The 22,623-nt window shown below is 59.0% G+C and carries 19 protein-coding genes and 4 pseudogenes; 5 read left to right on the forward strand and 18 right to left on the reverse strand.

Annotation, left to right across the window (positions count from 1 at the left end; translation table 11 throughout):
• Window positions 1-30 precede the first annotated feature (30 nt).
• Complete coding sequence (locus ACZZ0K_RS10165) at window positions 31-969, forward strand: TerC family protein (RefSeq protein ID WP_463559088.1); 939 nt, start codon at window positions 31-33, stop codon at window positions 967-969.
• 215 nt (window positions 970-1,184) lie between these two features.
• A pseudogene (locus ACZZ0K_RS10170) lies at window positions 1,185-2,637 on the forward strand (TrkH family potassium uptake protein).
• A gap of 59 nt (window positions 2,638-2,696) precedes the next feature.
• On the opposite strand, the gene ACZZ0K_RS10175 reads toward ACZZ0K_RS10170, so the two are convergent.
• The 5 genes and pseudogenes from ACZZ0K_RS10175 to ACZZ0K_RS10195 form a co-directional block, all read right to left on the reverse strand.
• Entirely contained in the window at window positions 2,697-3,182 is a 486-nt protein-coding gene (locus ACZZ0K_RS10175) for a DUF6130 family protein (protein WP_258706708.1), read from the reverse strand.
• A 120-nt stretch (window positions 3,183-3,302) separates the two neighbouring features.
• Window positions 3,303-5,692 (reverse strand): annotated as a pseudogene (locus tag ACZZ0K_RS10180) (TonB-dependent siderophore receptor).
• Between the two features lie 121 nt (window positions 5,693-5,813).
• Window positions 5,814-6,793, reverse strand: a pseudogene (locus ACZZ0K_RS10185) (FecR domain-containing protein).
• Complete coding sequence (locus ACZZ0K_RS10190) at window positions 6,780-7,298, reverse strand: sigma-70 family RNA polymerase sigma factor (RefSeq protein ID WP_051600722.1); 519 nt, start codon at window positions 7,296-7,298, stop codon at window positions 6,780-6,782. Before ACZZ0K_RS10190 ends, ACZZ0K_RS10185 begins: the two are co-directional and overlap by 14 nt.
• A 222-nt stretch (window positions 7,299-7,520) precedes the next feature.
• A pseudogene (locus ACZZ0K_RS10195) lies at window positions 7,521-8,659 on the reverse strand (NAD(P)/FAD-dependent oxidoreductase).
• A gap of 405 nt (window positions 8,660-9,064) precedes the next feature.
• Between ACZZ0K_RS10195 and ACZZ0K_RS10200 the strand changes: the two are divergent.
• A complete protein-coding gene (locus tag ACZZ0K_RS10200; protein WP_258706704.1) occupies window positions 9,065-9,901 on the forward strand; it encodes an MliC family protein in 837 nt (278 codons plus the stop codon).
• Window positions 9,902-10,174: 273 nt separating this feature from the next.
• Here ACZZ0K_RS10200 and ACZZ0K_RS10205 read toward each other — a convergent pair whose 3' ends face one another.
• A complete protein-coding gene (locus ACZZ0K_RS10205) occupies window positions 10,175-11,176 on the reverse strand; it encodes a zinc-dependent alcohol dehydrogenase family protein (RefSeq protein ID WP_258706703.1) in 1,002 nt (333 codons plus the stop codon).
• 108 nt (window positions 11,177-11,284) lie between these two features.
• Between ACZZ0K_RS10205 and ACZZ0K_RS10210 the strand changes: the two genes are divergently transcribed.
• Window positions 11,285-12,166: a LysR family transcriptional regulator gene (locus ACZZ0K_RS10210; RefSeq protein WP_252884233.1), complete on the forward strand. Its 882-nt coding sequence runs from the start codon at window positions 11,285-11,287 to the stop codon at window positions 12,164-12,166.
• Window positions 12,167-12,287: 121 nt separating this feature from the next.
• On the opposite strand, the gene ACZZ0K_RS10215 is transcribed toward ACZZ0K_RS10210, so the two are convergent.
• From ACZZ0K_RS10215 to ACZZ0K_RS10240, 6 genes are all read right to left on the reverse strand, one after another.
• Complete coding sequence (locus ACZZ0K_RS10215) at window positions 12,288-13,718, reverse strand: amidohydrolase family protein (RefSeq protein WP_258706702.1); 1,431 nt, start codon at window positions 13,716-13,718, stop codon at window positions 12,288-12,290.
• A 40-nt stretch (window positions 13,719-13,758) separates the two neighbouring features.
• Window positions 13,759-14,013, reverse strand: a complete 255-nt coding sequence (locus ACZZ0K_RS10220) for a hypothetical protein (protein WP_243243262.1) — start codon at window positions 14,011-14,013, stop codon at window positions 13,759-13,761.
• Window positions 13,971-14,561 carry an ABC transporter permease gene (locus ACZZ0K_RS10225; RefSeq protein ID WP_463559089.1) on the reverse strand — a complete coding sequence of 197 codons (591 nt, stop codon included), beginning with the start codon at window positions 14,559-14,561 and terminating at the stop codon, window positions 13,971-13,973. The genes ACZZ0K_RS10220 and ACZZ0K_RS10225 overlap by 43 nt, the downstream gene beginning before the upstream one ends.
• 19 nt (window positions 14,562-14,580) lie before the next feature.
• Entirely contained in the window at window positions 14,581-15,423 is an 843-nt protein-coding gene (locus ACZZ0K_RS10230) for an ABC transporter ATP-binding protein (protein WP_309475360.1), read from the reverse strand.
• 60 nt (window positions 15,424-15,483) lie between these two features.
• Window positions 15,484-16,509: an aromatic ring-hydroxylating dioxygenase subunit alpha gene (locus tag ACZZ0K_RS10235; RefSeq protein WP_258706700.1), complete on the reverse strand. Its 1,026-nt coding sequence runs from the start codon at window positions 16,507-16,509 to the stop codon at window positions 15,484-15,486.
• Window positions 16,510-16,584: 75 nt separating this feature from the next.
• Complete coding sequence (locus ACZZ0K_RS10240) at window positions 16,585-17,607, reverse strand: ABC transporter substrate-binding protein (RefSeq protein WP_258706699.1); 1,023 nt, start codon at window positions 17,605-17,607, stop codon at window positions 16,585-16,587.
• Window positions 17,608-18,274: 667 nt separating this feature from the next.
• On the opposite strand from ACZZ0K_RS10240, the gene ACZZ0K_RS10245 reads away from it, so the two are divergent.
• Window positions 18,275-19,096: an outer membrane protein OmpK gene (locus ACZZ0K_RS10245; protein ID WP_258706698.1), complete on the forward strand. Its 822-nt coding sequence runs from the start codon at window positions 18,275-18,277 to the stop codon at window positions 19,094-19,096.
• A gap of 81 nt (window positions 19,097-19,177) precedes the next feature.
• On the opposite strand, the gene ACZZ0K_RS10250 is transcribed toward ACZZ0K_RS10245, so the two are convergent.
• The 6 genes from ACZZ0K_RS10250 to ACZZ0K_RS10275 all read right to left on the reverse strand — a co-directional run bounded on the left by ACZZ0K_RS10250 (window position 19,178) and on the right by ACZZ0K_RS10275 (window position 22,557).
• On the reverse strand, window positions 19,178-19,807 hold the full coding sequence (locus ACZZ0K_RS10250; RefSeq protein ID WP_258706697.1) for a cysteine hydrolase family protein: 630 nt from the start codon (window positions 19,805-19,807) through the stop codon (window positions 19,178-19,180).
• Between the two features lie 84 nt (window positions 19,808-19,891).
• A complete protein-coding gene (locus tag ACZZ0K_RS10255; RefSeq protein ID WP_463559090.1) occupies window positions 19,892-20,080 on the reverse strand; it encodes a hypothetical protein in 189 nt (62 codons plus the stop codon).
• Complete coding sequence (locus tag ACZZ0K_RS10260) at window positions 20,035-20,907, reverse strand: pyridoxal-phosphate dependent enzyme (RefSeq protein ID WP_463559091.1); 873 nt, start codon at window positions 20,905-20,907, stop codon at window positions 20,035-20,037. Before ACZZ0K_RS10260 ends, ACZZ0K_RS10255 begins: the two co-directional genes overlap by 46 nt.
• Window positions 20,908-21,016: 109 nt before the next feature.
• Complete coding sequence (locus tag ACZZ0K_RS10265; protein ID WP_258706695.1) at window positions 21,017-21,673, reverse strand: DsbA family oxidoreductase; 657 nt, start codon at window positions 21,671-21,673, stop codon at window positions 21,017-21,019.
• The gene (locus ACZZ0K_RS10270; RefSeq protein WP_024012974.1) at window positions 21,670-21,885 is read right to left on the reverse strand and encodes a tautomerase family protein; all 216 of its coding nucleotides are present in this window, start codon (window positions 21,883-21,885) and stop codon (window positions 21,670-21,672) included. The genes ACZZ0K_RS10265 and ACZZ0K_RS10270 overlap by 4 nt, the downstream gene beginning before the upstream one ends.
• 204 nt (window positions 21,886-22,089) lie before the next feature.
• Window positions 22,090-22,557, reverse strand: a complete 468-nt coding sequence (locus tag ACZZ0K_RS10275) for an HvfA family oxazolone/thioamide-modified RiPP metallophore (protein WP_463559092.1) — start codon at window positions 22,555-22,557, stop codon at window positions 22,090-22,092.
• Between the last annotated feature and the right edge of the window lie 66 nt (window positions 22,558-22,623).

Raw genomic sequence — 22,623 nt, forward strand, 5'->3', positions numbered from 1 at the left:
TTTGCCGAGTTTCTCGGCACCGCCACTTGGTTGTGGCTCGTTTTTGTCAGCATCGTTTTGGGCCTTTTGATCTTCGATCTTGGGGTGCTGCACCGTGAGCATCGAGAGATCGGCGTCCGTGAAAGCCTGCTGCTGTCTGCGGGCTATATTGCCGCCGGCTTGCTGTTCGGCTTTTGGGTCTGGCAGGTCAAGGGCGGTGATGCCGGGATGGATTTCTACACCGGCTTTCTGATTGAGAAATCGTTGTCGATGGACAACGTCTTCCTGATGGCGATGATCTTCAGCTTTCTCTCAATTCCGCGTAAGTATCAGCACGAGGTGCTGTTCTGGGGCATTCTCGGTGTAATAGTGCTGCGCGCTATCATGATTGGCCTGGGTGCAGCGCTGATCGCCGAGTTCAGCTGGATTCTGTATGTGTTCGGCATCTTCCTGCTGTTGACCGGGGTAAAGATGCTGTTCAGCAAGATCGATGCCCATCCGGACCTTAGCGAGAACCTGCTGGTGAAGTTCCTGCGCAAGCACATGCGCGTGACCGATCGCTTGCATGAAGGGCACTTCTTCGTTCGCCAGACCGATGCCAGTGGCAAGTCCGTGGTCTGGGCGACGCCGTTGTTCCTGGCCTTGGTGCTGATCGAGTGTGCCGACCTGGTATTCGCCGTCGACAGCGTGCCGGCGATCTTTGCCATCACCCAGGATCCGTTCATTGTCTACACCTCTAACATCTTCGCCATCCTCGGCCTACGTGCGCTGTATTTCGCTCTGGCGGCGATGATCCACCGCTTCGCCTACCTCAAGTACGCCCTGGCGCTGGTGCTGGTGTTTATCGGCGGCAAGATCTTCATGGTCGGCATCATCGGCAAGATTCCGGCAGTCCTGTCTCTGAGCGTGACGGTGACTTTGTTGCTTGGCGGTGTGCTGCTTTCGCTGTGGAAAACCCGCGGCAAGCACTCCGCTGGCCCGCGGGTTTGAACCAGGCAGGAGTCGGCCGCTAAACGAAATTCGCCAACCCGGCGTAAGCGCTGGGTTTGGCGATTTCTGCCTGTTGGGAGGGTTGTAATTGCCCCATGGCTACGACTTGGCTCCCGCAGCCTGACTGATTGCAGGTCAAAATTTTACGGAGAATTTACGCAGTCTTTATTGAGGGCATCCGATACTGCGCGGCGCTAATTTGGAACGCTATCGTGATGTCCCTCGCAGCAATTCGGCTTATCGGCTTCATCTTGGGTATTTTTCTGATCACCCTGGCGGTAAGCATGGCTATACCCATGTTCACGCTGGTGGTCCATGAGCGTAGCGACGATCTGTCGGCCTTTCTCTGGTCGAGTCTGATTACCTTCATCTGTGGTCTGCTGTTGATCGTGCGAGGGCGTCCGGAGACCGGCAATCTTCGGCCCAGGGACATGTACCTGCTGACTACCGCGAGCTGGGTTGTTGTGTGCGCCTTCGCAGCGTTACCAATGGTTTTCATCAGCGACATCAGCTACACCGATGCATTCTTTGAAACGATGTCGGGCATCACAACCACTGGCTCGACGGTACTCACCGGTCTGGATAGCGCCTCTCCCGGCTTGTTGATCTGGCGTTCCATGCTGCATTGGTTAGGCGGCATCGGTTTTATCGGCATGGCTGTCGCGATTCTTCCGCTCTTGCGAGTCGGCGGCATGCGTCTTTTCCAGACAGAGTCCTCGGACTGGTCGGAGAAAGTGACACCACGTTCTCATGTCGCAGCCAAGTACATCCTTTTGCTCTATCTAAGCCTGACGGGTATCGGCACCTTGGCGCTCTGGCTCGCAGGAATGACCCCATTCGAAGCGATCAACCACGCAATGTCGTTGATCTCTACTGGTGGGTTCTCGACGTCGGATTCCTCCATCGGGCATTGGGAGCAGCCAGCAATTCACTGGGTGGCGGTGGTCATCATGATCCTGGGCAGCCTGCCATTCACCTTGTACGTCGCTACATGTCGAGGCAATCGGCGTGCGCTGATCAGGGACCACCAGGTACGCGGGTTTATTGGATTCCTGCTCGTCACATCGTTGGCGGTAGGTACCTGGCTGTATTTTCACAGCGACTACGGATGGTGGGATGCGTTTCGTATCGTGGCGGTCAATGTGACCTCGGTTGTCACGACCACTGGAATTGCGGTTGGCGACTACACCTTGTGGGGCAGCTTCGCTGTTTTGCTGTTTTTCTATCTGACCTTCGTCGGTGGCTGTTCCGGCTCAACGGCTGGCGGGCTGAAAATCTTCCGTTTTCAGGTGGCCGCCGCGCTTCTGGTCAGCAGCTTGAAGCAGTTGATCCACCCTCGCGCCGTGATTCAGAAAAAATACAACGGCCATCCCATCGACGAGGAAATCGTCCGCTCGCTGCTGACCTTCTCGTTTTTTCACCATCACGATTGCCGCCATCGCTTTGGGCCTGGCTCTGATCGGGCTTGATTGGATTACTGCCCTGAGCGGTGCCGCTACGGCGGTGTGTAACGTCGGCCCCGGCCTGGGCACCATTATTGGACCGGCAGGTCATTTCTCGTCACTGCCAGATGCGGCGAAATGGCTACTCACCGTTGGCATGCTGCTAGGCAGGTTGGAAATCCTGACGGTGTTGGTGCTCGTGACCCCGGTTTTCTGGAGGTATTGAGCCAGTCATTCGTAGGCAGAGACGCCGATTGTTGCCTGTTTCGGTGAATAGCACGGCAGTCATGGTTTTACCGCGTGATGATCGTCAGTACGGGGAGCGTCCATCGGTTTCTTCTCCGGTACTGTAAAACTCACTGTCGTACTGGTGATGATCTGGTGCGTCGGGTCGGCCACTTCCAAGAGAACCTTGTGAGCACCGGGGGTTAGCCCGACCAGGATAATCGGGTCTTCACTGGTGTGCGCCCACGTACCTTTCCAGTCATCGACGGTCACGTGAAGGTGACCTAAGCGTGGTGATACCTGCGCAGCCACCTTGCCAAATACCGGCATGATCCTGGCGTGCTCTGTTCGAAACTGGATGATGACCACTCCACGGGCGAGCGGCTCGGCAAGCGGCGCGTAGGCAATGAGTTTCGGCGCACTCTCGGCTGCCAATGGCAGTATCGCCGGTGGAGAATCGCTGTCTGCTGCCCCTTGTCCGAGCACGGATGTGCAAAAGCAGACACCCACAGCCAGGGCCAATAGACATCCGGGAGCGAGGGACATGATCTGGTTCTCCGCGTGATTTCATTCAAGCGTAGATCAACCTGAGTATGCCCGTAGTTAACGGTGCTCGCGGTAACGCGGGCACCGTTTCCTTTACGAAAAAATAGGCTACCCGCCTAATTACCAGTTGTAGCTCAGCTTGGCGGTGATCTCGCGGCCCGGGTTGTAGAAGTTCGCCGTGCCGGAGCCGACCACGTGCTGCTCATCCAGCAGGTTGCTGACGTTCACCGCCAGGTCGGTGCCCTTGGCGATCTTGTAGTTGAAGGCGGCGTCGAACAGGGTAGTGCCATCGCTTTTGCCGGAGTTGGCTGCATCGAAGTAATAAGCGCCGACGTAGCGCGCACCCAGGCCCACGCTGACATCAGTGGCGGGTACGTCGTAGTAACTCCAGAGCGAAGCGGAATGCTTGGGTGCCGTGGCGAACTCGTTGCCCTTCAGGGAACTGCCGTCATACAACGAACCGCGCAGTACCTCGGACTCCATGTAGGAATAGCCACCGATCAGGCTCAGGTTCTGCGTCACCTGCGCTTTGGCCTCCAGGTCGAGGCCACGCGCCCTCGATTCGCCCACCGTCTGCTGCTCGATGATGCCGCTCGGCAGCACCACAGCGATGGTGACATTTTCCTGGGTCAGGTCGTACACGGCGGCGGAGAACAGTGCATCCATCCCCATCGGCGCATACTTCACGCCGACTTCGTACTGCCTGCCTGTCTGCGGTGTCACGCCGACCTGCGGCGGCGAGACGGATTCGACCATGCTCACATAGGTGGAGACTTCATCGTTGACGATATAGGTCAACGCACCTCGGTAGGAGGTTTCGGAGAAGTTGTCTTTCTCGGTGGATTGCAAGCCTTTGCTGGTCAGGTCCATCGAGTCGTTGCGCACACCCCCGGTGACGATGAAACGCTCGTAGAACGACAGGTTCTGCTGAAGGAATACGGCCTTGGTGGTCGCGTCTCGTTTGTTGACGGCATACGGCGCGATTGAGCGTGGAACGCCAGTAAACACCGGGTTGGCAATGTCGATCGGGGTTGTCAGGGCGTAGACCGAGCTTTCCTTGGTGGTCGAATCGAGGTACTCCACGCCCACCAGACTGCTGCTGTCGATGTTCTCGAAACGGGCATCGTATTGCAGCATCAGATTGCCGTTGAACTGATCGGCTTCAGTGTCCGTGCCAAACAGGTATCGATCGACGGTGGTACCGACACGTGCGGCGCTGTCGCTGAGGTACACGTAGCCAAAATCATCGGTCAACTTGCTGTAACGCAGATTGCTGCGCAGTACGAAACCGTTGTCGAAATCATGGGTGACGTTACCGCTGAGGCTGGTGCGCTCGACATCGTGGAAGTTGTAGCTGGGCTCGCCATAAAACTTGCTGCGGTCGTATTCCCGATCCAGTGGATAGCCGCCGCTGTTGGGCGAACTCTCGGTTTTCAGGTAGTCCAGAATCATCGTGGCCGACGTGTAATCCGTCGGTGCCCAGGTCAGGCCACCCATAAACAACTGGTTATCGTCCTGCGAGTGATCGTACTCGCGATCGCTGTTCTGGCCTTTGGCAGTAAAACGGCCGGCCAGGGTTTTCTCGTCGTTCAGCGCATCGCCGACATCGATGCCGGTCTCGACATGGTCAAACGAACCGTAGGTCACATAGCCCTGGCCAAACTTCTCGAAGCGCGGCTGTTTGGTCACGAAATTTACCGAACCGCCCGGGTCCGCAGGGCCAAACAGGGTGGAGTTGGCGCCACGCAGGATTTCGATGCGCTCATAAGCGAACGGATCTTCGCGTACGCCGCGCATCGAACTGAGGGTCAAGCCGTCACGGTAGGTGGTGGCCTGGAAGCCGCGGATCTGGAAATAGTCGTTGCGATCATCCGTACCATAAAAGTCACTGACCACGCCCGGCGTATATTGCAGCGCCTCTTCCGTAGTGCTGACGCTGCGTTGCTGCATTTCCTTGTTGGTCACCACCGACACCGATGCCGGTGTATTGAGAATGCTGGTGGCGACCTTGCCGCCAACCCAGAGCTCCTTGGCCACCACCGAGTTGGCGTCGTCGTCGGCACTGACCCGAACCTTGGCATTGATGATGAGCGGGGCGAGGCGGTAGTCCTCGACGGCCGTTGCATCGAGCTCCAGCGGGCCGGCGGTTTTTGCTTGAGGGTCAGCAGGTAAGCTTTCGCGCCTTGCTGTTCGATCTGCAACTCGCTGCCCTGGAGCAAGGATGACAGCGCTGCCGAGGTATCGAGCGTGCCATTCACGCCAGCCGTGGTGCGGTTCGCCACACTCGACGCGTCGAAGGAAAGGCTGATGCCAGCTTCGCGCGCAAAGCGGTCAAGCGCCGGCGCCAGTGGCCCGGGGGCGATATTCCACTGTTTGACTTGATTGCTGTGATCAGCGCCCGAGGTTTGCGCCAGCGATGGCAATGCGTAGCTGCTCACGATCAAACCCAAGATCGCACCGTGCATGGCACGACTTAATGGATGGCGCTGTGAAACCGGGGACGAACTCATTTTCTCGCTCCAAGAAAGGACATCGGCAGACTGGCCTGTATTCCGGCCTTCCTTAGAGGTCGAACGAGAATGAGAAACCACCTCATTATTTTTCATATAGCAGAAAAATATTCAGGTGGACTCAGGTGGCAGCGGTTACGGTCACCCAATAACGGGTTCGGTAATCAATGTGCAGGCGCAGTGACTGCGCGATCAATGCCAGGACCCGATCGTTGTCGGCGAGCTGGAAGGTGCCGGAAACGCGTCGATCAGCGACCTCTTCGGCGCAGCGCAAGACTCCTGGGCGATAACGCGACAACTCTGCGATGAAGTCACCAAGGCGCATATGGTTCGCACTGATCACACCGTCACCCCAACCCCATAGATCAAGGCCGTTGTCCCTGAACGTTCGGGCGTCACTTGAGGTGAACAGCAGTTGGTTTCCTGCCAGGACGTTGCGGCTCGCAGACGCTTGGCCGGAACCGGGGAAAACCGTGACTGATCCCTCCTGGGCCGCGACCAGAGTGCCGTCGTCACGCTCGCGCACCAGAAAGCGCGAGCTATGGGCTCGCATGATCCCGTCGCGTGATTGCACCCACAACGGTCGTGCTTGCGGGGAGTATTGATCCGCACCGACATTCACGATGATTTCACCGCGGCGCAGGATGATCAGGCGCCGCTGGGCGTCGAAATCGCTGTCGACGGCGCTATCGCTATTGAGCTGGATAAGGCTGCCATCATCGAGTTGGAAACGTCGTTGCTCGCCGGTGCTGCTGCGCTGCTGTGCAAGCATGGAGGGCAGGGGGTGTAGTCGCGGCCGAGCCAGGCTGCCGTGCCGACCGTCGCCAATACGCCCAGTAGCTTCAGGCTTTCCCGCCGGCGCATTCCATGTTGGGCGCCCTTAAGGGTTTGTCGAGCCAGCTGAGCTGGCACGCCTTCGAATTCATCGCCCAGCGTTTCCACACGCTGCCACGCCAATCCATGCTCCGGGCGCTGCTGCAGCCAGTGTTCAAACGAGCGCTGTGTCTGTTCATCGGCTTGATTGAAGCGAAGGCGCACCAGCCATTGGATCGCCTGGTCGACAATGGCCGGATCCAGCGCCTCGGGCTCAGGCCTCGACATAACGCAAGCGATAGCAATGTTGCAGGGCCGTGGCCAGATCGCGCTCCACCGTCGCGCGGGAAACACCGAGCTTTTCGGCGATTTGTGCGCAGGTTAGACCGTCGAGTCGGGCAAATAAAAACGCCTGGCGTACTCTTGGTTTAAGCGAGTCAAGCAGACGGTCTATGCGCTCGAGCGCATCGAGAATCATCAGCCGGCTTTCTTCCGATGGAACCTCGTGTTGAGGCAGCAAGGTGATGCTTTCCAGGTAGGCACGTTCCAGTTCGCGACGACGATACTGATCAATCATCAACCCTCGGGCAATGCTGCTCAAATAAGCACGTGGTTCGCGCAGGGCGCCGGATTGATGACGGTGTTTGAGCACACGGACGAAAGTGTCCTGCGCCAGATCTGCGGCGTTGTCGCGACAGCCGATGCGCCGAATCAGCCAGCCCTGTAACCACGAGAAGTGGGTGCGATAGAGCAGCCCTGGATCTGCAGTACCTAGTGTTTCGTCGCTACGCATCGGCATCCCGGGACATACATGATTGATAATGAATCGCATTCTACTCAGGCGTTGGGCCATCAGGCAAATACGTCGCGCGTAGTGTCTGTTTCGGGCGAAATGACGCCCCGGGTTTCTTGGACAATTGGCCACAGTTCAGGCTGACGCGCCGATCCCGGTAATAGGCCCAGGCTGGGTTGCTGCGTTACTGGTCAGAGGTGCAGTCATTCTTGGTTTGTCCCTTCATCGCATCACCTTGGGTTCGAACGTCTGCTCTTGGCCGATTTCTGCCTCACAAGAGGCTCCCTCCGCTTGCAAAAATCGATCAGGCCGGCATGGGCAAAGGGCACTGGACACCTTGTCATCGATGATCTCCTCGCTGGCCAGACGTCCCACTATCGCCGCCAGAGTAATTCCAGGGTGCATTGCACAAACGTAGACGCCACCTACTTTGGGGAGATAACCGATGATCGGGATGCCATCGGCAGGCATGGGCCTGAGGCCGACACAAGCCCGTTCCAGTTCTATGGAGACGACACCATGGAGTTCGTTCTGGATTGTCTTGGCAGTGCGAAGCGCTATCGCTGCCGGCTGATTTTCCACGGCATCGTTCAGATAATCTTCCGCCGCGAGCAACGCACCATCCGAACTTTGCCGCACTTCCATTTCAGGGCTGGATATGAGGGTGTGTACGAGATCGGGTTGTGACTTGTAACGGATGAAAATGGCAGGGGAGGCCTCTATTGGCAGGGACACTCCAAGCATGTCTGTCAGTTTCGTGATGCCTGCCCCGGCTGCCAATACGACAATATCGGCATCGATGACGCCTTTGGTTGTTTCGATTCCTGTCACCGTTGCGCTCTGGGTTACAAAACCGAGCACTCGCGTCTGAGTGAGAATCTTCGCCCCATATGCCTGCGCACCTGCGATCAACGCATGCGTAGCTGCTACTGCGTCCAGCGCTCCTTCTTCAGCCGCATACAGAGCAGACTGGGGAGGGTTCTTGAGATTTGGTTCCAAGTCGAGAATCTGCGATCGAGACACCTGGTTTACCGAAGCCTGGTGACCTGAGATCGGCAGCGCCTCAATCGCCATCGCACTGTAAGACAAGGCACCTGTCCATCTTATCTCCAGACCTGGCAGCTGCGTTTCGAGTCGGCGGTACTCCTTGATGGCAGAACCGCGCAGTTGCGCGATTGGGTCGGGTTCGGGGTGTGAGGCATTGAGCCAGGCGAATGAGCTGCCAGTCACTCCCGAAGCTATATCTTCAGCTTCTAGCAAAGTGACATTCGCGCCTTTACTTGCCAAGTGATACGCCAATGACGCGAGCCAACGATGCCTGCCCCAATGACAACGACCTTTTTGCCCTGACCATTTCCCATATCAACCTCCGTTTTGTCGATGTGCCGATGGTACGGCAGCCGGATGATTTCATGACATGAGAACCTGATCGTTGAGCTTTTTAAGTGTCTGCTCCTGGCCGAATCCGACAACGGTGCCGCGCGACTGATCCACCCCGGTCCTTCACCCACGTGGAGGGCACCACCATGTACACAATCGCTAAATATCGACCTCAGCCATGAACTAAGGGGAAGCTCGTCGGCCAGAAAGCTCCGCTTCGAGTCAGGGATATCTGAGCCTTGAGGCAATCAATCTCCTTCCATCTACTTATGGCCGATTGATGTGGCTCATCAGGTGCTGCAATCACTATTGACTCACCGATCGCTAGCGGATGAGACCGGCTAAGATGAGTGGTTGGCGACTGCGTAAATCCAGGGAAACCGCACATGCGCAAATATTTGGTCTTGCTACTGATTGGCGTCACAGGCGTTGCCAAGGCGCAATCTCAATGCTCAAACACGTGGTATCAATCGGTCGATAAGGTTCTGCATACGGCTGATATGCAAGGGCACGGACCGGATCTAGGTTCTGATGAATGGAAGTCAGTGATCGAGATAAAGCTGGGGGTTCAAGATGGGTCAGATGTCCCTGAGCGAAGCTCCGAGCAGTGGTGCAATTACATTGATCAGCAAATCAGTGCGATACAGTCGACCGGGGCGCGCACGGGAACATCGTTGGCTATCAATTCGTCACCTGGTCCATCTTACGATTGCTCAAAGGCGGAGCCTGGCGGTATCGAAGCATTGATATGTAAAGACAAGGAATTATCTGCCCTCGATCGCAAACTCTCGGCAGTGTATGCCAGTGCGAGTATCAAGGCCGCCAACGAGCATCCTCCAATGCTCAAAGCAGAGCAGCGGGGGTGGATCAAGGGGCGGGACGAATGCTGGAAGAGTGATGACGTCGGTGCATGCCTGCGCATGGAATACCATAACCGTATCGCTGAGTTGCAAGCACGGTACCGACTGATCTCTGGCACTGGGCCTGTCTTTTACGAATGCGACGGCAACCCTGCAAACGAGGTAACTGTCAGGTTCTTCGAAACTGATCCGCCGACATTAATAGCCGAGCGTGGCGACAGCGTATCGCTGATGTACCAGCAACTCAGTGGCATTGGCATCAAGTACGTCGGGCGTAATGAATCGCTTTGGGAACATAAGGCCGAAGCCATCATCACTTGGGGATATGGTGCGCCCGAAGAGCAATGCAAAAGAAAACCTTGAGCAGCGGTTTGTTCAGGCCAGGTAAATACAAATGGGTGAGAGGCCAGCTCTCATAGAAAGAGCCGCCTACAGGGATCGGGTTGCCATCCATATGGTGTGCGGCCCATGCCAGTAGGTGTGCCATACGTTCGGCAGCAACTGGCGACAGCGTTTTGGGCTGGAGAAGACCATGGGGGCGGCAGCTCTTGGCCGAAAGCGGTTGCCCTTGTGTGGCAACTAACGGCCAAAGGCGAACGCTTTTGGCCGTTAGCGCTATGAAGAGATTACAAGAAGCTATGCACCCACAAACTCGATCACCGTCTTGCCCTTGCCGCGGCCTTCGGCGACTTGGCGAAACGCCTCGTTGACGTCTTGCATTGCAAAGTGCTGTTGATCCACGCGGATCGTCAGTTGACCCGCATTGGCCAGCGCAGCGGCCTCGCGCAGGATAGCGCCGTGATGTTCGCGTCCTTTGCCGGTGAGCAGCGGAGCCAGAGTGAAAACCCCCGAGTAGGTGGCACTTTTGAACGACAACGGTGCCAGGCTGTGCTGGCCCCAGCCCAGGCAGCTCAGCACGTGCCCGGTATAGGCTTTCACGGCTTTGAATGATGCATCCAGCGTGCTGCCGCCGACGGTGTCGTAGACAATGTCAAACCCTTCGCCGGCGGTGTAGTGCTCGACATAATCCTCAACGCTCTGTGCCTGATAGTCGATCGCCGTCGCCCCCAGCGAGCGTATGAAGTCGAGACTGCCCGCCGAACCGGTGGCGTAGACATCGGCACCGCGAGCCTTGGCCAGTTGCACAGCCACTTGACCGACCCCGCCCGCGCCGCCATGAATCAGGACACGCTGACCGGAGCGGATATTGGCGCGATCGACCAGACCTTCCCACGCGGTGATGAATACCAAAGGCAATGCAGCCGCCTCACGCATGCTGAGGGTCTGTGGCTTGACCGCGATCAGGCGAGCATCCACGGCAATGTACTCGGCCATGGTGCCTTGGGCACCGCCGATCCCGCCGGGCATGCCGAAGACTTCCTGGCCCGGGGTGAACCCGTCGACCGCTTCGCCCACTTCAACGACCGTACCGGCGAGATCAAGGCCGAGCACGGCCGGCAGCGTTTGACGGGCGTGAGCCCCTGCGCCGGCGGCGATTTTGGTATCGAGCGGATTGACCCCTGCGGCGTGAACCTTGACCAGGACTTGCCCCTTACCGGCAACAGGGCGGTCGATGTGACGGATGGCCAGCGGGGACTGAGCGGACTCGGCGATGGCGGCAAGCATGGAATGTTTCATGGCGCGAACCTGTGTTGGGATGGACGCTTACAGATTGCCGCGCTTTAATCATTCCGATAAGAAACCCAATTCGCATATGACTTATTCCACAAAGAGAACCAATCGTCGATGGATCTGTTCGACAGCATGCATGTCTTTGTTCGCGTCGTTGAGCGCGGGTCTTTCTCGGCGGTCGCCCGTGAACTGAACATGGGGCAGCCGGCGGTGAGTAAACAAGTGCGCGCGCTGGAGCAGTATCTGGGTGGGCCATTGTTCGCACGCAGCACTCGGCATTTGGCCCTGACCGACCAAGGTCAACGCTTCTACGACCACTGCCAGAAAATTCTCGGCCACGTCGAAACTGCTACACGGAGCTTTACCAGTGGCCAGGAGCAGATCGCCGGCCCTTTACGAGTCGCCGCGCCGGTCAGTTATGGAAGGTTATGCATAGCACCGCTCATAGGGATTTTCCTGCAACGCCATCCTGACGTGCGGATTGACCTGCGCCTGAGTGACCACAATGAAGACCTGCTCAAGGAAAACATCGATCTGGCTATTCGCATTGGCGCAGTGAAGAGCGAGGGATTGGTGGCACTGCCACTGGGCAATAGCCCACGGCGTGTCTATGCCGCGCCCGGTTACCTGGCTCTGCACGGCGTGCCACTTGAGCCAAGCGAACTGTCCGATCACAACTGCATCGGCTTCACGTTGCTGGAGCATTACGACCGTTGGCACTTTACGCACCTCGGCCAGGCGTTCGATGTAGTTATCCAGGGTAATGTCACCAGCAACAGCAGCGAGGCCATCCGCGAAATGGTGCTCTGCGGCTTGGGTATTTCCCTCTCACCGCAATGGCTGTTCACAGCTGACGTCGAGCAGGGCAGGGTGAGTACCGTACTCGACAACTATCAGACCAGCGCGCTGCCTGTCAGCGCCGTACTCAGCCGCGAGCGACGACGTTCAGCGCGGACGATGGCGTTCATCGATTTTCTACGCGAGCAATTGTTGTAGCAGCGCCTTGTCATACGCCGTCCGCTGCTTTCTTCTCCGGGACCCTAAAACTATCTGAGGACAGTCCCGGCATTTGATGCGGGCGAGTATTGGCACGGCAGCGCGTGCCGGGGAGATCAGCTCATGAGCGTACGCCTGCGGCCTGCTGCAACCGCCGCACCGCGTCTCGGGCCTGGGCGCCGAGTTCGGCCAGGTCGAAGTCAGGCAACTGGTCGTCGTGTACGGTCAACCGCCCAGCGACCAGCAAGGCGCGCAAGGTCGGGCGTCCTCCGCCCACCACCGGCCCGATCGCCGGGTCATGCAGGCCGAAGTATCGCGGCTGGTCCAGGCGGTAGATCGCCAGGTCGGCCGCCATGCCCACTTGCACGCTGCCCACGGCGTCCAGCCCCAGCACCCGAGCCCCGCCAGACGTACCCCAGCGCACCACGTCTTCCACCGTGGCCGCGCTGGCACCGCCTTCCTCGTCACCGCCGGCATAACGCGGGCGGGCCCGTTCGCCAAGTCTGGCCCGTTGCATCAGCCAGGCGGCGTGGGTCTCGCTGATCATGTCGCAGGCCTCGTTGGAGGCGGCGCCATCCACGCCAATCGACACTGGCATTCCCGCAGCCTCCATGGCCACCACATCGGCAATGCCACTGCCCAGGCGGCCATTGCTTTGCGGGCAATGGGCAATGCCCGTACCGCTGGTCCCGAGCATGCGTATTTCCTCGGCGTCGAGTTTCACTAAATGCGCGAACCACACGTCCGGGCCGAGCCACTCGTGTTCGGCACAGAACGCCACTGGCGACATGCCGTGGCGTTGCTGCACCTCATTTTGATATTCGACGGTTTCGCTCAGATGGCTGTGCAGGCGAATGCCCAGTCGCCGGGCGACCCGGGCGGTTTCGCGCAGGTGTTCGGCAGGCATGGAGTAGGGCGGGCTGGTGGGCGCCATCACCACCCGCCGCCAGGCATCAGCGGCCGGGTCGTGGTAGCGCCGCACCAGACGCTCGACGTCGTCCAGGTATTGCTCCAGGGTCTCCGGCCCGGCCACGGACTTGCCTTCGGCTTGTCGTGCTTGCGTGGCTCCGCCACGGCAGAGAACAAACCGCAGCCCCAGCCGTTCGGCTTCCTCGAACAGCACCTCGGCACTGTCAAAGCCCATGCCCGGCAAGTACAGGTAATGATGGTCTGCGACGGTGGCGCAGCCGGATCGTGCCAATTCGACCAGGCCAATGCGCGCGGCGAGGCGAAAGCTTTGCTCGTCAAACGCGCCGCGATAGCGATAGGGCACGGCACCCAGCCAGGCTCCCAGACTCTGGTCGATACCTGCGGGAATGCCTTTGAGCAGCGATTGAAACAGGTGATGGTGGGTATTGACCCACGCCGGGTAGACCACGCAATCGGTGGCATCCAGCACTCGCTCGCCGGGCTGGGGTTGCAGGGCGCCGATGGCGCTGATGCGGCCGTCGACGATACGGATATCAGGCCCGGCATGGCGCGCCGCCGCACCGGACAAGCCGGTGAGGATGGTGCTGGCGTTACGTACCAGCCAGCTATTTTGAATCTTCATGTGAGGCTCCATACGCCGCGCCTGCGGCGGATTCAAAGGGTCAGCCGAGTTCGCTTTCATGCCAGTTGCGCAGGCTCAACCGGGCCAGCACGGCCATCAGGCTGAATAACGCGACACCGGTCAAGGCGATCAGCAGCAGGGCAGCGAACAGCCTTGGAATATTCAGTTGAAAGCCGGCCTGGAGAATCTGATACGCCAGCCCTGCACCGGTGCCCCCGGTGCCGGCGACGAACTCCGCCACCACCGCGCCGATCAACGCCAGCCCGCTGGCAATGCGCAGCCCGGCAAAAAACACGGCAGGGCGCTGGGAATGCGCAGGCGCAACAGCACCTGCCAGCGGCTGGCGCGGTTCAGGCGGAACAGATTGAGCAGGCCGGGGTTGACGCTGCGCAAGCCGAGTACGGTGTTGGCGATGATCGGGAAAATCGCCACCAAAGTCGCGCAAATAATCAACGCCAGCGTGGTGTTGCTGCACCAGATGATGATCAGCGGCGCGACGGCCACCACCGGCGTCACCTGCAACAGGATGGCGTAGGGAAACAGGCTGGCTTCCAGCACGCGGCTCTGCACAAACACAAAGGCCGCCAGGGTGCCGATAAGCACCGCCAGCGCAAAGGAGAAAAAAGTGATCTTCAAGGTCATCCACAATGCACCGAACAGCATCGGGCCATCGCTGATCAGGGTGCGGCCGATATCGACCGGGGAGGGCACCAGATACACCGGCACCTTCCAGGCCACACATGCCAGTTGCCACAGACCCAGCAATACCGCGCCGAGCAGCAGCGGCGAGACAATGCGCAACACCGTGGGGTGACGTAACCAGGGAGTAAAGGACGGGTTCATGAGCGGGCTCTCAATAAAGTCAGCAAGGATCGCCATTGGCCTGGGCCAGGAGCTGGGACAGACGTGCGCACTGCGCGATAAAGGCCGCAGAGGTGCGGTAGGCCTCGTCTCGTTCCAACGGGCCGTCGATTTCGATGTCGGCGATTACTCGGCCCGGGCGCGCACCCATCACCACCACCCGCGATGACAGGTAGACGGCCTCGAAAATGCTGTGGGTGACGAACACCACGGTCAGGTCGCGGCTAGCCCACAGTTGACGCAGGTCGCTGTCGAGCTTGTTGCGGGTGAACTCATCCAGGGCGCCGAAGGGCTCGTCCATCAACAGCAGATTGGGCTCGGTGGCCAAGGCCCGGGCAATGGACGCGCGCATTTGCATGCCGCCGGACAGTTCTCGCGGGTACACCTGGCTGAAGCGGTCCAAGCCGACAAGAGCAAGGGCAGCGTCGACTTTTGGCTGGCTCTGGGTTTTGGGCACATTGGCCAGATCCAGCGGCAGGCGCACGTTGTCGCTGACCTTCGCCCAAGGCATCAGGGTCGCCTCCTGGAAAACCATCGCCAGGCTTTGCCCTTGGGTCGGGCTGGCCGGGCTGTCCTTGCCCCACCAGCGGACGTGGCCGGCGGAGGGCTTTTCGAGGCCGGCGAACATTTTCAGCAGGGTGCTCTTGCCGCAGCCCGACGGGCCGAGCAATGAAACGAACTCGCCGCGCTGAATGGCCAGCTTCACCCGGCTCAAGGCCTGGGTACCGTTGCTGTAGGTTTTTTCCACCTGGTTGGCGAACAGCGGCGTTTGCACGCCGACGCTGTCGCCCCGTGGCAACGCCTGTGGCAGGGCGTTGGGCCCAGTTATGGTTTGCATCAACATAGCGCTCTCCCCTTGGGTCATGAGCGTCCGGTAAAGCCCCGGCACACCGGGGCGCTGACTTCAATGGCTGAGGAACACTTCACTTTCACCGTGAGCTTCGAGCAGGCCCAGCAATTGCCGGCGAATCACCAGGCCAGGCTTGTCCGACGGCATGTGCAGTTCCACTCGCCGGCGAGTATCGACACAGGCGTCGTAATCGGTGGCTTCGAGGATGTCGCGGTCTTCGGCGGTGATCGCTGCGTCCCAGTCGATCAGTTCCTGGGTCGAGCATTGCTGTTCACTGTCATTGCGGTACAGCCACTGGACCAGCATCAGGCGCCCGTCTTCCATGGGTGTCGCGCAGTTGTAGATGATGTGATGGATGCCGCTGTCCGGGTACATGCAGCCAAAGCGCCGGGAGAATGGCAGGTAGTAGCGGTTGATCAGATGGCGCTGGGTAATCGGCTCGCGGGTGCCGGTGATGCGATAGCTCTCCTCAGGATTGCGGATCGGCACACGGGTCTCCGCCTCGAAGCCATAGTCGGTTTCGCGAAACTCGTAGCCGGCCGGCGCGGGCTGGTCGAAAAGGCCGAAATTGGCTTTGTGGACGAAGGAAAAATGCGAGTTGTCAAAGGAGTTTTCCATGACCCGCAGCGGGCTGGTTTTCCACTCTTCATAAAACTGGAAGATGCGCCGGTAGCCCGGGGCGCCATCCTCGGGAAACTCAGGGATTGGTTGCAGAGGATCGTCGAGGGCAACCCAGGCGTAGCCGTATTTTTCCTGGCAGTGAAAGGCCTGGACCGAGGCGCCCGGCGGAATCATGCCAGCGGGGTTTTGCGGGATCTTCACGCAGGTGCCGGTGCAATCATATTCCCAGCCGTGATAGCCGCAGGCGATGTTACCGTCCTCGCTGACAAAACCTTTCGAGAGCCTGGCGGTGCGGTGGCAGCAACGGTCGCGCATGGCCACCGGGGTGCCGTCGGGGCGCTTCCACAGCACCAGCGCCTCACCGAGTAAAGTGAAGGGCTGCGGGCCGGCATCCAGCGCGGTCATGGGCAGCAGGGCATACCAGAAACGGCGCAATACAGGTTGTTTGGTGACCAACATAACAAGTGTCCTCACGGTATTCGTTCAGCCGGCTCTTGGGCTCGGGCTCTGGGTTCAGCAGTCTTGCAATCAGGCTCAGCGGCTGGCGGACTGTTCGGCGCCAGGCAGTACCTTCAAGTCCTCGACGAAGCGCGTGGTGTAGGCCTTCTGCCAAGGCGCATCGGCACCGAGCAGGCCGGCGTCGACCATGAAATTTCGGGTGGCCTGCCAGCGCGCATCGCTCATCACGCCGATGCCTTGGGTGGCGGCATCACCGCCGGTGACCAGGCGATATTGCTTGAGCGTCGACAAGCCCCAGGCGAGCAATTCATCGCTCATGTTCGGGTTATCGGCCTTGATCAGGTGGTTGGCGCTCGGGTTATCGAGGTAGCGCTTCCAGCCCTCCATCGAGGCGCGAACAAAGCGCTGGACTCGCTCAGGATGCTGATCGATCACGTCTTGGCGAGTGGCCAGCGTCGAGCCGTAGGGTGGGTAACCGGCGTCGGCGAACAGGAAGAAGTTGGCTTTCTCCCCGATCTTCAACGCCTGGAACAACTCGGAGCTGGCATAGGCCTGCTGCGTGGTGTTGGCGTCCGCGAGGAAGGGTTGCAGGTTGAAGGTGTAGGGACGGGCCTGGCTGTCCTTGAGCTGATATTTGCCCTTGAGCCACGGCCACCAGGTTTGCTGGCCGGAGGTGGAAACCAGCACCTGCTTGTTCTGCAAGGCATCCAGGCCGCTCACATCGGCATGGGTCAGCAGACCCTGAGGATCACCTTGAAAGGGCGCGGCCACGGCCACCACCGGCAGGCCTTGCTCCACACTTTTGAGAATCTGCAAGTCGTAGTTGACGATGAAATCGGCCTGCTTGTTGAGCAGCAGCTGCATGCCATTGACCTGCGGCCCACCCATGCGGATGGTCACGTCCAGGCCTTCTTTTTCATACAGTCCATCCGCCAGGGCCTGGTAGAAACCACCCTGTTCGGCTTGGGCATACCAGGAAGTGAGCAGCACCACCTTGTCATTGGCCGAAGCCAGTGGAGACGCGATCAGGGCGGCGGGCACAAGCGCCATGGCCAGTAGCGAGCGAAGCGGTTGACCCAAGGCAAAGCGAATTTTCATGATGTGTTCTCCACAACGATTCGAAAACCGCCGCGCGCCAATCGGCACGCCAGCGCGGAACCGATTGGAGAGAACAAGGGGAGGAGAGAGGGCGTATATGCGTAGTTACACGGCTGACACTTCTCTCTTGCCCGGGGCGCTGGCGCCGCGTTCAAGCATCCAATCGGACGTACGCCCACAGGGAAGGGCGCAAGAGCAATGCCCGGTGCCATTGCTGGCACTGACCGCTTCTACTCGAAAGTGGTAATAGCCAAAAGTGTGCCAAGCCGTCGCAGGCCCGCCCTCACGGGATCCGGCGGGCGAGGCAATCAGCAGGAGGTGGGCAGGCGAATCGCAACAGTGCGAATTCAAGTGGGCGCGCCTCAATCTGGTGCGCAACCGATGGCTGCAAAGTATTCAGTTTTACGCATCGATTGTGCTGAATGAGGGTTGAAGATTGTATTCGCTCAGTTGGCACAACCTCTGCTTAGTCTGGAATCGAGTAGAAGCGGTCAGCACAGTGGGCTCTCAACAGGACCCGAGGTGCAGGGCATTGCTCTGGCGGCATTACGCCGCGTACCCGGCAAGGGTCGCCCCTCGTTAATTTGAGGGCCAGAGCAGCTGCTTGATCCGCAGCTCGGGCATGCCTTGCCGGTGATATCCGCCAATCACCTGAAAAGGGCAGCCCATGAAAACATCGCGTATTCCATTACTTGCACCTTCGCTGCTGCGTCGCAGCCTGCCTCCGCTGTTTGCGCTGGCCAGCGCCGGCGCCGAAGCTGGCCCTCTGTTGTGGAACGACAACAGCTTGAGCTACCTCTACGGCCAGCATTTCAAAGTCGACGGCACTGGCGACGATACTCAGCAAACGCTGAGCTTCGAACACGTCAGCGGCTGGACGTGGGGCGATATCTTCATGTTCGTCGACAACAAATGGTCCAGCGGACTCTCGGGTGCCGACGGCCATTCCTACTACGGTGAATTCTCCCCACGGCTGTCGCTGGGCAAAATCAGTGACCGCTCCCTGAGCTATGGCATCGTCAAGGACGTCCTCATCGCTGCCACCTACGAGCGCGGTGAAAACCGCAATCGCAAATACCTGCTGGGTCCTGCTGTCGACCTCGTGCTTCCAGGCTTCGATCGCTTTTCCCTGAATACCTACTACCGCAAACCCGACGGCATCACCGGTAAGGCCTCAGGTCAATGGCAGATCAACCCGACCTGGTCCATGACCCTCCCGGTGGGTCGCTCCGACATTCTTTTCGACGGCTATCTGGAGTGGTACGTCAACGACGTCGGCAACAAAGGCACCTCCAACTATGTGGCCAGGAGCTTTCACTTCAACCCACAAGTCAAATACGACGTGGGCAAGGCGCTGGGGCAACAGCAAAAACGTTTTTATGCGGGACTTGAGTGGGATTACTGGTCGAATAAATACGGGATTGAAGACACGAGCGGATTCCCTACCGACCAGAACGCGTTGAGTCTCTTGCTCAAGGTGCATTTTTGATGGGGGCCGATCGCCCATTGCAGAAAGCGGCCTTGACGCACCACCTCGGCCAACTGGCGAAATCGGTGAGGTTCATCGCCATTACACCTGCGCTGCAAGCGCCTCAATCAGTTCTTGGGTAGTCACGATTGAATGAGCGAAAGTCGGCCCGTTCAACTCGTGGGCGGCGTGCATCATTTCCGCACGGAAAGCGGCGGTCGCATCGCGCACCAGCGTGACGTGGTAGCCCAGTTCCGAGGCGTAGCGGGCGGTCGCTTCGATGCAGGTGTTGGCGAGCAGGCCGACGATGATGACGTGGGTGATACCTTTCTGCTTCAAACGAAAATCAAGGTCGGTATTGGCAAAGCCGCTGGAGCCCCAGTGCTCCTGCACGACAATGTCGCCGTCCTTCGGTGCGAAATCGGGATGCCATTCGCCGCCCCATTCACCGCTTGCGAAGTGGTGCATGTGCATGATTTTGCATTGGGTAGGTGTTGGATGGTCCCAGCCTTCATAGTCGCCATGTTCCCAGCGGTGGTGCGGCACGATGACCACCGGAATGTTCTGCGCCCGTACGGCGCGATCGAGCGCCCGCAGGTTGTCGAGCAGCCCGACCTGCTCGGCAATCGGCTTGATCAAGGGGAAGACCTTGCCGTTTTCCGAGAGAAAATCGTTGTACGGATCGACCAGCAGATAAGCGGTGCGGTTCAGCGGGTAAGAGGCGTTCGACATGACGATGTACTCCACGCAAGTTGAGTGACCGATGCCGTGGGCTCGCCCGGGCATCAGTTTTTTATGACGACGAAAAAGCTCAAGTCAGTTGAAGGCGCTGCGGTAGGCAAAGAGGCCAGGCAAGCCGCCGGTCATCACAAACAGTAGATTGCTTCCTGGCGGGTAATCGCCTTGGCGCACGGCAGCGAGCAACCCGGCGAAGGCCTTGCCACCGTAGACCGGATCCGTCAGCAAGCCCTCAACGGAGGCCAGCAGTCGAACCGCTTCCAACATTGATTCGGTGGGGGCGCCATAGGCGTCGCCACGTTGACTGCCATCCACAGTGATTGCGCTTTGCAGAAGGGTTGCGGACGGGTCCAGGAGCTGCAAGGTTTCCCGAGTTTTTCCAGGGTCGCGGCCGTGGCCTGCTCCTCAGTTGCCAACACCGAGTAGCCGATCACTTCGGTTGATGATCGAGCCAGTGCCAGACCCGCCTGCAGTCCTGAATGGGTCCCTGCGCTGCCGTTGGGGATGATGATCCGCTCGAATTGCACACCGAGCGCGTCTGCCTGGCGGAGGATCTCTCCCGCACAAGCGGCGTAGCCCAGACTGCCCCTGGGGCTGGAGCCGCCCAATGGTATGAGGAAGGGTTTTTTGCCTTGGCTTTTGAGCGCGCTGAGCAGTTCGCCAGCGTAGCTATCGGGCGTCAAACCGCGCGGCAGTCGATGGACCTTTGCGCCAAACAGGCCATCGAGCAATACGTTGCCGTTATGGCAAAAATCATCATCACTGCGCACCGCCGACGGGGTCAGGATCAGCTCGCAGCCCAAATCTTGGCGGGCGGCGACGGCGGCGGTCAGCCTGGCGTGATTGGATTGAAAACCGCCCCAGGTAACCAGTGTGTCCGCGCCTTCGGCCAATGCTTCGCCAAGCAGGAATTCGAGTTTGCGCAGTTTGTTACCACCGCCGCCGAGGCCCATCAGGTCATCGCGTTTGACGTAGAGATCGCAGCCATGCAGCTCGGCGGCCCGGCTCAGACGGGACAGTTTCTGAATCGGTGTCGGGCCTTCCAGCAGCGCCACTCGGGGGTAAGCAGCCAGCGCAGTTTCCAGTTGATTCAAGTCGTGAGGCATGACGGTTCACTTGACGTTGATGGAAGGAAGTGGGGCGGTCACTTCAACAAGCCCCGGCGAAATGCTTAATAACTGAGATTGCAGTTAAGTCGCTTTGTCAGGCAGTGGCGGACTCTCGTGCGACTTGCCTGAGGATTTGTTCGTATTCCTTGACGGATAGCGATCCGGACACCAACTGACGACCGTTCAGCACCATGGCCGGGACCGAGTTAATCCCGCGCTCAAGATAAAAACCTTCAAGTTCACGGACCTCGAGAGCGAATGCCTCGCTAGTCAAAATCTCGCGGGCGCGGGTGGTTGAAAGTCCAGCTTCACCGGCCAGGCGCACCAGTGTTTCGTGGTCGCTGGGGTTCTCGCCATTGGTGAAATAAGCCTCGATCAGGATTTTCTTCAGCGCGACCTGGCGGCCTTCCTGCACGGCCCAGAGCAGAAGGCGATGGGCATCGAAGGTGTTGTAGAAATGGCTGCGCTTGTCCAGGTCGAACTGAAAACCGATGGCTTTGCCGCGCGCGACGATCATTTCATTGCGCGTGGCGACTTCTTCGGCGCTGCGCCCGTATTTGCGCATCATGTGCTTGATGGCGTGCTCGCCCTCGGCCGGCATGTCCGGGTTCAGTTCGAACGGCTTGAAGGTCAGCTCCACGGCAACCTCGCCGGCAACATTGGCGATGGCTTGTTCCAGCGCCGTGGCGCTGAGTGCGCACCAGGGGCACACCACATCCGACACAAAGTCGATACGGACGGGGAAAGTCATTTCTTCGACTCCGCCAGCTGTTGGCGGTACTCGGTGGTGGTAATTCCGGCATAGCCCCAGTTATCGGTGTCGACCTCTTCAATGACGATATGGGTGAGGTGCGGGTCCTTGTTGAGGACTGTTTGCATGGTTTTGGTGATCTCGGCGATGACTTGGGATTTCTGTTCTTTGGTAACGCCGTCGCGAGTGATACGAACGCTGATGAAAGGCATGGGATAAGTCTCCTGTGGGCGCCCCATCGACATGATGAGGGGAGCAGTGGGATGGACTTTAGAGTGTTGCGTTCAGGGGATAAATCAGGGGCGGAGAACATCACTTATAACGCGGTGTAATCAATACAACTGGTGGCTTTGCAGAAGGTAAATCGCCCTCCCTGGCTGCAGGCGCGGGGAGGGCGAATGCTACGGCGGGAGGAATCAGTTCTGCGCTTTGCTCATGCGGGTAAATAGCTCGGTGGGTACTTTCTTGCCGTTGGAAATGTACTGGTTGGTTCTGAACTTGTAGACCTCACCTTCCGAAAGAAAACCATCGTGGTTGGTGTCCATCGCTTTGAATTCTTCACCGCCCTGAGGTGCCACAGCCAGCAGCTCTTTAAGAGAAACGAGGCCATCATGGTCGGTATCTGTGCGAGCGAAAGAGTCGTCCCCACATTTGCCTTCACCGCACTTGCCCTCGGCAGTAGCGGACTTGTCGCTGGCTTCGCTGGCGCCGCATTTGCCTTCGCCACACTTGCCTTCGCCGGTTTTATCGGCCGATGCCAGTTGGTAGCCTTGGGGCAATGGCTCAACAGCAAAAGCCGCAGACGATGCCAGGCTCATGCCACCGGCTAAGGCAATTGCGGCCAGGCCGATACTGGTTTTGTTCGACATTGGTTTACGGTACATAGTGTTTCTCCAGATGCTTTGCGCGGCGAGGCCGCGATTCATGTCACGGGGCGGATAGACCCTCAA

The sequence above is a fragment of the Pseudomonas sp. AC255 genome (assembly GCF_979258175.1).